The sequence below is a fragment of the Pseudomonas sp. Sample_23 genome (genome assembly GCF_004307595.1).
In the GTDB taxonomy this organism is placed as follows: Bacteria; Pseudomonadota; Gammaproteobacteria; order Pseudomonadales; family Pseudomonadaceae; genus Aquipseudomonas; species Aquipseudomonas atacamensis.
Map to the genome: position 1 here is coordinate 1 of NZ_RCNX01000025.1, position 12008 is coordinate 12008.

Genomic DNA, 12008 nt, shown 5'->3' on the forward strand with positions numbered 1-12008 from the left:
GCCTGCTTTGGGAGCAGGATGTCAGGAGTTCGAATCCCCTTACCCCGACCATATTGAAAATCCTCGTATCGAAAGATACGGGGATTTTTTTTGCCTGCCGAAAGCTGAATCCCTTCAAGTCGTCATACAACCTGCCGATAGCCCGCTAACACGAGGGGACTGCCAACGCTTCGCCCCTTGATCTGGCCATTACAAGAATAAGGGCGTTCGTCATGTTGCTTCGTCAGTTGAATATTGCTCCCCGGGCTGCCTTGGGATTTGCCCTGATCGCGGTGTTGGTGGCCTTGCTCGGCGTGTTTGCGCTGGGGCAGATGTCGAGCATCCGCGACAGTGAGGTGGCGGTGGAGAACCGTTGGTTGCCGAGCATCCGTGGCGGCGACGAGATCCGCGAACTGATGCTGCGCATCCGCACCATCTCTCTGCGCATGGCGCTCGATCAGGATTCGGCCAATATCGCCACCTATCGCGGCCAGATGGACACCCGCGACAAGGAACTGAGCGAGAAGATCGCCGCCTACGACAAACTGGTCGACACTGCCGAAGGCCAGCAGCTGTATGACCAGTTCAAGAAAACCTTCGCCGCCTATCGCACTGGCATTGCCCAGTCGTTCACCCTTGCCGAGCAAGGCAAGCGTGACGAGCTGACCAAATTGCTCCTGGTTGACATGAAGACCGTGGTCGACGGCTCCGGCAAGCAACTCAACGATCTCGCCGATCTGTTCGCCCGCCAGGTCGCTGCCGAAAGCGAGAAGTCCGCCGCGCATTATGAAACCTCGCGCACCATCGTTACTCTTTTCATTGCCTTGGCAGCGCTGGCCACGGTGGCGCTGGCGATGTTGCTCACGCGCAGTATCGTGCGCCCGCTGAGCAGCGCCGTGGATGCCGCTGAAAGTGTCGCCAAGGGCGATCTAACCCGACCGATCGAAACCCATGGCAATGACGAAGTCAGCCGTTTGCTCAAGGCCTTGGCGACGATGCAACAGAACCTGCGCGAGACCCTGCAAGGTATCAGCGGCTCAGCTACGCAACTGGCCACCGCCGCGGATGAACTGAGCGCCGTTACCATCGACAGCACCCAGGGCCTGCAAGAGCAGAACAACGAAATCGAACAAGCTGCCACTGCGGTCAACGAGATGACCGCTGCGGTGGAGGAGGTCGCGCGCAACGCGGTGTCGACGTCCGATGCCACGCGCCAGTCCAGTCAATCAGCGCAATTGGGCCAGGAGCGCGTCAGCGAAACCGCCAGTGCGATCAACGCCCTGGTCAGTGATGTACAGAACACCGGCGAACTGGTGCAGTCGCTGGCCAATCAATCGCAAGACATCGGTAAGGTTCTGGACGTGATTCGCGCCATCGCTGAGCAGACCAATCTGCTGGCGCTCAACGCTGCCATCGAGGCCGCACGCGCCGGTGAAAGCGGTCGAGGTTTTGCGGTGGTGGCCGACGAAGTGCGCGCACTGGCTTATCGCACGCAGCAATCGACGCAGGAAATCGAGCAGATGGTGCAAGGCATGCGCAGCGGCTCGAGCCTGGCGCTGGAGTCAATGCAGGCCAGCGCTTCCCGTGCGGCGAGCACCTTGGTTCTGGCCGAGCGGGCAGGTGAGGCGCTGGTGACGATCACGGCGTCGGTGCACGAGATTCACGAGCGCAACCTGGTGATCGCCAGCGCCGCCGAGGAGCAGGCGCAAGTGGCGCGGGAAGTGGATCGCAATCTGGTGAATATTCGCGACCTGTCGGTGCGTTCGGCTGCGGGGGCTGATCAGACCAGCGCATCGAGCCACGAACTGTCGCAACTGGCCAATGCGCTGCAGGGCATGGTGCGGCGCTTCCAGCTGTGATCGACAGCCAATAAAAAGCCCCGCGCGATGCGGGGCTTGGAATAAAGATCAAAGGTGGGAGCGAGGCTGCTCGCGAATGCGCCGGATCTTCGAGCAGCACGAAAATCTGTGGGAGCCGGGCTTGCCCGCGATAGCGGTGGGTCAGGCAACAGAAATATCAACTGACCCGGCGCCATCGCTGGCAAGCCAGCTCCCACAGATGTTGGCCTTAGTGCAGCTTCAGACGCGGTTCGGTGCCACGACCAATCTTGCTCCCCAGCATCAGCATCGCCGTGCGGAACGGCCCGTACAGTGCCATCTGGTGCATACGGTACAGCGACACATAGAACATCCGCGCCAGCCAGCCTTCGAGCATGACGCTGCCGGTCAGGTTACCCATCAAGTTACCCACAGCAGAAAAACGCGACAGCGAGATCAGCGAGCCGTAGTCGGTGTATTTGTACTCCGGCAGGGTCTTGCCTTCGATGCGCAGTTTCAGCGACTTGGCCAGCAACGAGGCTTGTTGATGCGCCGCTTGTGCCCGTGGCGGCACGTTGCGATCAGTGCCCGGTTGCGGACAGGCCGCGCAGTCACCGAAGGCAAAGATGTTTTCGTCGCGCGTGGTTTGCAGAGTCGGCAGCACTTGCAGCTGATTGATGCGGTTGGTTTCCAGACCGTCGATGTCCTTGAGGAAACCCGGTGCGCGAATGCCGGCAGCCCAGACTTTCAGGCTGGCCTTGATCTCGTTGCCATCGGCGGTGATCAGGCTGTCGGCAGTCACTTCGCTGACTGCTGCGTTGGTCATCACATTGACCCCTAGCTTCTCCAGGGTTTTGTGCACCGGCCCGCTGATGCGCTCCGGCAGGGCAGGCAGCACCCGTGGGCCGGCTTCGATCAGCGTGATGTGCATGTTTTCCGGTTTGATCCGGTCCAGACCATAAGCGGCCAATTCATGGGCGGCGTTGTGCAGCTCTGCCGCCAGTTCGACGCCAGTGGCGCCAGCGCCGACGATGGCCACGCTGATCTGCTCGACCACGTCGGTCTGCCCGGCGTGGGCGCGCAGATAATGATTGAGCAATTGCTGATGGAAGCGCTCGGCCTGTTTGCGTGTATCGAGGAACAGGCAATGCTGCGCCGCGCCCTGGGTGCCGAAATCGTTGGTGGTGCTGCCCACGCTGATCACCAGCGAGTCATAAGCCACTTCACGCGCCGGCACCAGCTCGACGCCGTTTTCGTCATAGGTCGCGGCCAACTGGATTTTTTTCTGCGCGCGATCGAGCCCGCTCATGCGCCCGAGCTGGAACTCGAAGTGGTTCCATTTCGCCTGGGCGACATAGTTGAGTTCGTCTTCAGAGGAGTTCAGGGAACCGGCGGCCACTTCGTGCAGCAGCGGCTTCCAGATGTGGGTCAGGTTCGCGTCGACCAGCATCACGCTGGCCGTGCCGCGCTTGCCCAGAGTCTTACCCAGGCGGGTAGCCAACTCCAGACCGCCGGCGCCGCCGCCGACAATGACAATACGATGGGACATAGGGATAACTCGCAAGGTTTTTAAAGGAAATCGGTGCGGTTACCCGAGGGAGCGCAAGGCAGCTCATAACGTCAGGTAACTGATAAATCGGCTCAACAGGCCCAGACCAATGGTCACTGCCAGCACCAGCACCAGGAGCATCCACAGCCGGAAAGGCCGGCGCTCGACACGGTGTTGGGACAGTTGCAGGTACTCTTCGACATGCTTTTGGTCTTCGGGGTTCAGGCGGCTGGTCATATTTGCCTCGTCAGGTAGACGTTACTGAATGAGCACAGGCTACAGCGGTTTTCAGCCCGGATTGAACGCAGCGTAGCCACTGTCCGGAACCGGTTCGACGCACACGCTATCGTCGAGGCGAATGATGCCGCTTTGTAACACCCGGGCGGTGATCCCGCCATGCCCGCGCACGGCTTGAAAAGTGCCCGGGCCGAGGTTGTTCTGCAAGCGTGCGCAGGGCTGACACCAGCCAGTGGTTTCGAGTATCGCTTGCCCGATGCGAAAGCGCCGCCCCTTCAGGCTAAACAAATTGATTCCGCTTATAACGAGATTGCGCCGCAGATCTTCAGGCCGGATTGGCTGGTCAGCGGGACGGCCCATCAATGCGTTGATCACCGCCAGGTGCTCCCACTGGATCAGCGTCACCTGTCGCGCATTGCGAATGCCCGGGCGGGCGTGATCGCCGGTGAGCCCGGCTTCCAGCCGCGCCTCGACCGCGTCGAGCTCAAGCATCGGCCCGCGGGATTCTGGACGCACGCCGATCCAGCGCACACGACCGGTTTGCGGAACCTCGGCGATCAACTGCTGCAGCGGCGTCACAGGCTGATGCCCACGTCGAACACAATGCTGCGGCCGAGGTTGCTGCGCAGAAAGTCCGGCGCGTCGGGATGAGCAAACAGCACCCTTGCGAATGTCGGGCCGACCAGCGACAGCGAGCGCCAGCCCTGACGCAGGTATTCGGTCGGTGGCGGGAAGTGGCTGTTGAGATCCAGCACTTCGCGTTTGAGGCTGGCGAAGGCGATGATGTCCAGCTCACCCAGATCCATGCCGCGTTCCTTGTAGTTGTGCGCCTTCTTGCGCAGGGTTGGCGCCAGACGCAGGAGAAATTCATTGGCCGGGATGCGCTTGGGTTTGGCTTCGCGGCGCACCAGTTGGCTCAGGGAAAACGCGCTGCGCCGACGCTGCAATTCGTCGCGCCACTCGTCATTGAGACGGCGGCCTTCATCAAGGACGAAAAAAACTTCGAAATTGGCATCGCGGAACAACACGTCCGGCGGCTCACCGGCCGGGGCGAACTCATCGGCGCGGTAGGGGATGTTCAGACCTTGCAGCAGGCGCTGGCAGACCCAACGCTCACGCTCCCATTTGCGGGCATTGGACAGGAACGCATTGGCCTGCTCGGCCGCGATGGTCAGCAGGCGTAAATAATCTGAATCATCCATAAGCCCAAGCTTAGCGTCCAAATGCGACAAGCAGATAGCTTTGCATCGGCTGGTGCACATACATCAGCGGTGTAGACTGCGACAAAGCGGTAAGTCCATGGAGAGGGTGAGGGAATCATGATCGGTGCCGAACTGCTGTCCTCGGCAAGCCTGACGCTCGGCTGGCTGATTTATCTGCCGGTGCTGCTCTGGGCGATCATGCGTGCACCATGGGTCGAGCTGTTCAGCGACAGTCGCCGGCAGCACTTGCTGTTCGGCACGGTGTTCGCGCTATTTCTGCTGTGGCTGGTGCGCAGGGATTTCGACACCGGCGTGTCTTATCACTTCATCGGCATGACGGCAGTGACGCTGCTGCTTGATTGGCCGCTGGCGATCGTCGGCGGGCTGGTTGCGCAGATGGGGCTGGTGCTGCTGGGGCGTCAGGACCTGGCGGCGGTGGGCGTCAATGGCGCGTTGCTGATTCTGCTGCCAGTGCTGATCACCGAGTGCGTGGCGATTCTGGTCGAGCGTGCGCAGCCACGCAATCCATTCGTTTACATCTTCTGTTCCGGTTTCTTCGCCGCTGCGTTGTCAGGCCTGTTGTGCCTGATTCTGAGCCTGACGTTGCTGTGGTACGACGGCCTCTTCGCCATGCCGGAATGGCTGGAAGATTTCGTCGGCTACCTGTGGTTGCTGCTGTTTCCCGAGGCCTTTATCAACGGCATGGTTGTCAGTGCGTTGGTGGTGTTCTGCCCGGAATGGCTGGAGACCTTCAACCGCACCCGTTACCTTTCAGCGCCGTGGAAGGACGACGATCCGAAGTCTTGATCCACATCAAACCGGCCATGCCGCAGAGATTTCATGCTCGCGCAAATTCCTTCAGGAGCAGTGGCATGGGCGTTTACGAATGGGCGCGGCAGGAAACCCGGCAGAGTCTGGAGCTGGCGCAGGAGGTGGGCTTTGACCCGGGCCTGAGTTTGCGCGCCCTGCTCAGCGCCGTGGTGCAGCAGAGCAAGGCCGTGCGCAATGCCGAAGACCTGGCCGACGAGTTGCGCTTTCTCGCGGAGAACCTCGACGACAGTCAGGACTACGGCTTTATGCGGCCCTGATCAGCGATCAGTGACGCGGATCGAAATCGCCGGAAAACAGCTCGTCTTCGGCATCCGGGGCGACCGGAATCTTGTGCTCTTCCGAGGCCCAGGCGCCGAGGTCGATCAGTTTGCAGCGATCGGAGCAGAACGGACGGAATTTGTTCGCCGGGGTGAATTCGACGGGGGCGCCGCAGGTTGGGCATTCAACGGTTGGAATCTGGCTCATGCTTGGCCTCCGGATAAAGTCAGATAAAAGTGATGCAGACGCTCGACCTCGCTGTGCAGCCAGGCGAGGTCGCGGTCGTTGACGATCACATCGTCGGCACGGCTCACGCGGTCTTCACGGCTCGATTGCGCCTTGAGGATCGCCTGCACTTGTTGTTCGCTGGTCTGGTCACGCTGCAAGGTGCGTTCGATCTGCAGTTGTTGCGGCGCATCGATGACCAGAATGCGCTGGGTCATCGCGTATTGCCCGGATTCGATCAGCAACGGTGAAACCAGAATCGCGTAAGGCGATTTTGCCTGCGCCAGGTGATGAGCGATTTCTTCGCCGATCAACGGATGCAACAGCGCCTCTAGCCAACGCCGCTGTTCAGGGTCTTCAAAAATCAGTTTGCGCAGGGCGGCGCGGTCCAGCGTGCCATCGGCCTGCAACACGCCGGAACCGAAATGCTCGGCGATTTTCGCCAGCGCCGGACGCCCCGGCTCGACTACCCAGCGCGCCGCATGATCAGCGTCCACCACGTGCACGCCGAGGTCGATGAAGTGCTGCGCCGCCGCACTTTTGCCGCTGCCGATGCCGCCGGTCAGGCCGAGGATCCAGGGTTTTTCCACAGGGGTATTCATTTCAAACCGACAGACTGCCAATAGAAGTCGGTTATTTGACCACCCCAGAGCAAGGCAATCCAGCCGGCAATTGCCAGAAAGGGTCCGAAGGGGATCGGCGTCGAGGTTGCCTGGGCGCGCAGGCGCAGCATGACGACGCCCAAAATCGCCCCCACCAAGGATGACAACAGAATCGTCAGCGGCAGAATCTGCCAGCCACCCCAAGCGCCAAGCAAGGCCAGCAGCTTGAAATCACCATGACCGATGCCGTCCTTGCCGGTGAGCAGTTTGAACAGCCAGAACACCGACCACAGCGCCAGATAACCCGCGACCGCGCCCCACAACGCATCGGGCAACGCCACGAACACGCCGAAGCTGTTGACGATCAGCCCCAGCCACAGCAGCGGCAGCACCAGCACATCGGGCAGCAGCTGATGTTCGCAGTCGATCAGACTCATCGCCAGCAAGCCCCACGTCAGCAAGATCAGCAAGCCCGCCGGCCAGCCGAAGCCCAGATGCCAGGCAATGAATGCCGACAGCAGGCCGCAGGCCAGTTCGGTCAGCGGGTAACGTTTACTGATCGGCGCCGAACAAGCCGAGCAGCGCCCGCGCAGGCACAGATAACTGAGCAGCGGAATGTTTTCCCACGGGCGGATTCGATGTCCGCAATGCGGGCACGCGGAGTGCGGCAGCATCAGGTTGTAGGTCGGCACGGGCGTTTCGCTGGGCAGGCCGAGCACATCATGGGCTTGCTGGCGCCAGTCACGCTCAAGCATCTTCGGCAGGCGCCAGACCACAACATTGAGGAAGCTGCCGACCACCAGCCCGAGCAGCAGCGCGCTGACCACAAAGGCCAGCGGATACACGGCAAACAGTTCATCGATAGGCATGTCAGATCGCTGAGCCGAGTTGGAAGATCGGCAGGTACATGGCCACCACCAGTCCACCGACGATGACCCCCAGCACCACCATGATGAACGGCTCCATCAGGCTGGTGAGGTTGTCGACCATGTTATCGACTTCCGCTTCATAAAAACCGGCGACCTTGTCGAGCATGTCATCCAGTGCGCCCGATTCCTCGCCGATGGCGGTCATCTGCACCGCCATATTGGGAAACACACCGGTGCTGCGCATCGAAAAATTCAGCTGCATGCCAGTCGAGACGTCCTGCCGCACGCGCAGCACCGCGCGCTTGAACACCACGTTGCCGGTGGCGCCCGCCACCGAATCCAGCGCCTCCACCAACGGCACGCCGGCGGCGAAAGTGGTCGACAGGGTGCGGGCAAAGCGTGCAACGGCGGACTTGTACATCAAGGTGCCCACCAGTGGCAGCTTCAGCAGCCAGGCATCGCGCCGGTCGCGCAGGGCCTGCGAAGTCTTCAACGCGTGGCGAGTGCCGAAAAACGCTGCCACCAGCGCAAAAAGAATCGCCCACCACCACTGCTGCATGAATTCCGACAGGCTGATGATCATCAGGGTGAAGCCCGGCAGTTCTGCGCCGAACCCGGAAAACACCGACTGGAACTGCGGCACCACCTTGACCAGCAGAATGCCGGTCACCACCGCCGCCACCAGCACCACGGCGGTGGGGTAGGTCATGGCCTTCTTGATCTTGGCCTTGAGCGCTTCGCTTTTTTCCTTATAGGTCGCGACCCGTTCGAGCAAAGTGTCGAGGGCACCGGACTGTTCGCCGGCGTCGACCAGGTTGCAGTACAACTCGTCGAAGTATTGCGGCTTCTTGCGCAGGGCCGTGGCGAAGCTGTTACCGGCGGCGACCTCCTGTTTGACCTCGTCGACCAGCTTGCGCATGGCCGGGTTTTCGAAGCCCTCGCCGATGATGTCGAAGGACTGCAACAGCGGTACACCGGCCTTCATCATCGTTGCCATCTGCCGGGTGAACAGGGCGATGTCCTGCGGTTTGATGCGTTTGCCCCAGCTCAGCAGGGACGCGGATTTCTTGCGCACCTTGCCCGGGTTGATCCCTTGTTTGCGCAGCTGCGCCTTGATCAGTGCGGGGTTCTGCCCGCTCAACTCGCCGCTGACTTTACTGCCTTTGCGGTCGGTGCCTTCCCAGGCGTAAACGCTGACTTTCGCTGCCTTGACCGCCATGTTCAATCCTTGGTGACCCGGTTGATTTCCTCAAGGCTGGTGATGCCTTGCATGGCCTTGTGCAGCCCGGAGGTGCGCAGATCGGCGAAACCGTCGCGGCGCATCTGGATGTCGATTTCCAGCGAATTGCCTTCGGCCATGATCAACCGTTGCAGGTCCGGTGTGTTCTTTACCACTTCATAAATCCCCACGCGTCCTTTGTAACCGCCGTTGCAGTGATCGCAACCGACCGGCTCGTAGATCGTGAAATGGCCGATGCGTTCCTCGGGGAAGCCTTCCTTGAGCAAGGTTTCGTGCGGGATATCCAGCGGTCGCTTGCAGTGCGCGCACAATTTGCGCGCCAGACGCTGGGCGATGATCAGGCTGACCGAGGTGGCGATGTTGAAACCGGGAATGCCCATGTTGTGCAGGCGCGTGAGGGTTTCCGCTGCGCTGTTGGTGTGCAGGGTCGACAGCACCAGGTGGCCGGTCTGCGCAGCCTTGATTGCGATCTCGGCGGTTTCCAGATCGCGGATCTCGCCGACCATGATCACGTCCGGGTCCTGACGCAGAAATGAGCGCAGCGCCTGGGCGAAGTCCAGCCCTTGGCGGGGATTGACGTTGACCTGGTTGATGCCTTCCATGTTGATTTCCACCGGGTCTTCGGCGGTGGAAATATTGATGTCGACGGTGTTGAGGATGTTCAGCCCGGTGTACAGCGACACGGTTTTACCGGAGCCGGTGGGGCCGGTGACCAGAATCATCCCTTGCGGCTGTTTCAGTGCGGCCAGGTACAAAGCCTTTTGCTCGGCCTCGTAGCCCAGCGCATCGATGCCCATTTGTGCACTGGACGGGTCGAGAATCCGGATTACCACTTTTTCGCCCCACAGGGTCGGCAAGGTGTTGACGCGAAAATCGATGGATTTGCTTTTCGACAGGCGCATCTTGATCCGCCCGTCCTGGGGTTTGCGTCGTTCGGAAATATCCAGACTGGCCATGACCTTCAAACGTGCGGCAATACGCCCGGCCAACTGGATCGGCGGCTTGGCCACCTCGCGCAGCATGCCGTCGGTGCGCATGCGCACCCGGTAGTTTTTTTCGTACGGCTCGAAATGCAGGTCGGAAGAGCCACTCTTGATCGCATCGAGCAGCATCTTGTGCACGAAGCGCACGACCGGGGCGTCGTCGGCATCGAGGCCGCCGATCACGTCCTGTTTGTTGTCATCAATGGACTCGACGTCGAGGCCGTCGAGATCGACATCGGCCATTTCCTCCAGGCCCGAGGCGTGGCTGTCGAAGAACTTGTCGATGGCGTCGCTGAGCTTGTCGTCCTCGACCAGAATCGCTTCGGTACTCAGGCCGGTGCTGAACTGGATGTCGCTGATCGCCTGCTGATTGCTCGGGTCGGAAAGGCCCACGAACAATTTGTTGCCGCGCCGCCACAAGGGCAGGGCGCAGTGCTGACGAACCAGTTTTTCACTGACCAGGCCCCTGGGCTGAGTCTCCTTGTCGAGGCAGCTGAGATCGAGCAGGGCCATGCCGAAATGTTCCGAGGCGATCTCGGCGATCTGCCGGCTGTTGACCAGTTTGTTGTGTACCAGGTAATTGACCAGCGACACGCGATTGCGCTGGGCCTGCGCCCAGGATTGCCGGGCGCTTGTTTCCGTGAGCAGTTCGGCCTGGACCAATTGCTTGGCCAGACCGCTCAGAGCGATGTCATTCATGGGGATTCCGCACACTTGCCGTTCATGACTTATAGCCTAGTCAAGTGACAGCGCCAAACACGGCCGGTGCAGGTGACAAAAAGTGTCAGATAGTGCGGTTGCCGGTTGTAGGAAACGGCGCAGGGGATTGCGCACGTCCAGCAGGCCGGGCCTGAAAGGCGTTGGCATGGGCTGTGCTGAGCCTTGTTCAGATCATGAGATTTCGACTCATGCATGGAGCGTGTCTATGAAAAAACAACAAGGTTTCACATTGATCGAGCTGCTGATCGTCGTGGCGATCATCGGCATTCTGGCGACTATCGCCCTGCCTCAGTATTCGAAGTATCAGGCGCGGTCGAAGGTGACGGCGGGGTTGGCGGAGATTAGTGCATTGAAAGTGCCGTTCGAGGACACGATCAATCAAGGCACAGCTCCAACTCTGGCCAACGTTGCCAATGGTGCGACTACTACTTCCAACTGTACTTTGGCAGTTACAGGCACAGCCGCGACTGGCGAAGGCACGCTTACCTGTACCCTGCTCAATGCACCAGGTCCGGTGTTAGGTAAAACCATTACGCTTTCTCGTTCCGGGGCGGCGACGGGGAATACCTCCGGTGTTTGGACGTGTGCGACGACGGTCAACTCTGATTATTCTCCGCGCGGTTGCACGGCCAGCGGTACGTAATCACAAAGGTGATAATCAGGATGCCCCGCATTGCGGGGTATTTTTGTATCTGCGATCACTTAAAAAAAGCTCCAATAATTTCAGCAGCTTATGAACTTTCCGAAAAACCGCAACTTGCATGCGAAATTGAAGTGAGTCATGCATTTTGCATGAAAATGAAAATCAGCGTTTTTTATAACTCATTGTTTTTAAACAGTTTTATACGGCTGAAAAAGTTGGCACAGCGTTCGCAATATTTCCGGTAACCCTGCTGACAAGCGTTACAGCAGACTTCCAGTAAAAACAGGAGTTACTCGTATGAAGAAGTTCGCTATCACTGCCGCTGCTACCGCTCTGACCCTGACCATGGCTGGTGGCGCTTTCGCCCAGTCCGCTCAGGCTACCCAAGCGCCAATGGTTCTGGCTGCCGGTGAAGTTACCGAAATGAAACAAGATACCAGCGACACCTGGATCACCACCAAGGTCAAAGCTGACCTGGTTACCGAAAAAGGCATTCCAGGCACCGACATCAAAGTCGAAACCAACAAGGGTGTAGTTTCCCTGTCGTCGACCACTGCGGTAACCGAGTCGCAGAAAGAAGTCGCCGTTGGCATTGCCAAGAAAATCAAAGGCGTTAAAGCGGTCTCCGCTGACGGCCTGAAAGCCGAGTAAGGCAAGACTTCTCGCCTGAACCGGGAGAAGACGCGACAGACGGGCCGAGCAATACGTCTGCCGCAACTTTAGAGTTCATGCGAACGGTCACACGGATGTGACCATTACAGGCCCCGGCACTTGTGTCGGGGCCTGTTCTATTTGGAGAATCAAAAGATCGCAGCCTTCGGCAGCTCCTTGTATCTCGACTAACGCTCCGTCA

14 protein-coding genes are annotated in these 12008 nt (G+C 59.7%); 5 read left to right on the forward strand and 9 right to left on the reverse strand.

The window, feature by feature from the left end:
- Positions 1-212 precede the first annotated feature (212 nt).
- Positions 213-1838 carry a methyl-accepting chemotaxis protein gene (locus tag D8U82_RS05345; RefSeq protein ID WP_130901795.1) on the forward strand — a complete coding sequence of 542 codons (1626 nt, stop codon included), beginning with the start codon at positions 213-215 and terminating at the stop codon, positions 1836-1838.
- Between the two features lie 208 nt (positions 1839-2046).
- Here D8U82_RS05345 and D8U82_RS05350 read toward each other — a convergent pair whose 3' ends face one another.
- From D8U82_RS05350 to D8U82_RS05365, 4 genes are all read right to left on the reverse strand, one after another.
- On the reverse strand, positions 2047-3345 hold the full coding sequence (locus D8U82_RS05350; RefSeq protein WP_016773144.1) for an NAD(P)/FAD-dependent oxidoreductase: 1299 nt from the start codon (positions 3343-3345) through the stop codon (positions 2047-2049).
- A gap of 63 nt (positions 3346-3408) precedes the next feature.
- Complete coding sequence (locus tag D8U82_RS05355) at positions 3409-3582, reverse strand: DUF3094 family protein (protein WP_130901796.1); 174 nt, start codon at positions 3580-3582, stop codon at positions 3409-3411.
- 51 nt (positions 3583-3633) lie between these two features.
- Complete coding sequence (locus D8U82_RS05360) at positions 3634-4161, reverse strand: MOSC domain-containing protein (protein WP_125925984.1); 528 nt, start codon at positions 4159-4161, stop codon at positions 3634-3636.
- On the reverse strand, positions 4158-4784 hold the full coding sequence (locus D8U82_RS05365; protein ID WP_007909887.1) for a DUF1780 domain-containing protein: 627 nt from the start codon (positions 4782-4784) through the stop codon (positions 4158-4160). Before D8U82_RS05365 ends, D8U82_RS05360 begins: the two co-directional genes overlap by 4 nt.
- 117 nt (positions 4785-4901) lie before the next feature.
- Between D8U82_RS05365 and D8U82_RS05370 the strand changes: the two genes are divergently transcribed.
- Positions 4902-5591, forward strand: a complete 690-nt coding sequence (locus tag D8U82_RS05370) for an energy-coupling factor ABC transporter permease (protein WP_016773147.1) — start codon at positions 4902-4904, stop codon at positions 5589-5591.
- A 65-nt stretch (positions 5592-5656) separates the two neighbouring features.
- Positions 5657-5872 (forward strand): hypothetical protein, encoded by a 216-nt coding sequence (locus D8U82_RS05375; RefSeq protein ID WP_016773148.1) that lies wholly within the window; start codon positions 5657-5659, stop codon positions 5870-5872.
- Between the two features lie 7 nt (positions 5873-5879).
- On the opposite strand, the gene yacG is transcribed toward D8U82_RS05375, so the two are convergent.
- The 5 genes from yacG to pilB are packed head-to-tail and all read right to left on the reverse strand — an operon-like array spanning position 5880 to position 10491.
- Positions 5880-6080 (reverse strand): DNA gyrase inhibitor YacG, encoded by a 201-nt coding sequence (gene yacG, locus D8U82_RS05380; RefSeq protein WP_016773149.1) that lies wholly within the window; start codon positions 6078-6080, stop codon positions 5880-5882.
- The gene (gene coaE / locus D8U82_RS05385) at positions 6077-6700 is read right to left on the reverse strand and encodes a dephospho-CoA kinase (protein ID WP_130887103.1); all 624 of its coding nucleotides are present in this window, start codon (positions 6698-6700) and stop codon (positions 6077-6079) included. Before coaE ends, yacG begins: the two co-directional genes overlap by 4 nt.
- A complete protein-coding gene (locus D8U82_RS05390) occupies positions 6697-7569 on the reverse strand; it encodes an A24 family peptidase (RefSeq protein ID WP_130901797.1) in 873 nt (290 codons plus the stop codon). Before D8U82_RS05390 ends, coaE begins: the two co-directional genes overlap by 4 nt.
- A gap of 1 nt (position 7570) precedes the next feature.
- Entirely contained in the window at positions 7571-8788 is a 1218-nt protein-coding gene (locus D8U82_RS05395; protein ID WP_130900967.1) for a type II secretion system F family protein, read from the reverse strand.
- Positions 8789-8790: 2 nt separating this feature from the next.
- Positions 8791-10491, reverse strand: coding sequence for a type IV-A pilus assembly ATPase PilB (gene pilB / locus D8U82_RS05400; protein ID WP_130901798.1), 1701 nt, complete (start codon positions 10489-10491; stop codon positions 8791-8793).
- Positions 10492-10717: 226 nt separating this feature from the next.
- On the opposite strand from pilB, the gene D8U82_RS05405 reads away from it, so the two are divergent.
- Together D8U82_RS05405 and D8U82_RS05410 are read left to right on the forward strand one after the other, a co-directional pair.
- The gene (locus D8U82_RS05405) at positions 10718-11155 is read left to right on the forward strand and encodes a pilin (protein WP_073475464.1); all 438 of its coding nucleotides are present in this window, start codon (positions 10718-10720) and stop codon (positions 11153-11155) included.
- A 297-nt stretch (positions 11156-11452) separates the two neighbouring features.
- Positions 11453-11806, forward strand: coding sequence for a BON domain-containing protein (locus D8U82_RS05410; protein ID WP_016773155.1), 354 nt, complete (start codon positions 11453-11455; stop codon positions 11804-11806).
- The last annotated feature ends 202 nt before the right edge of the window (positions 11807-12008 follow it).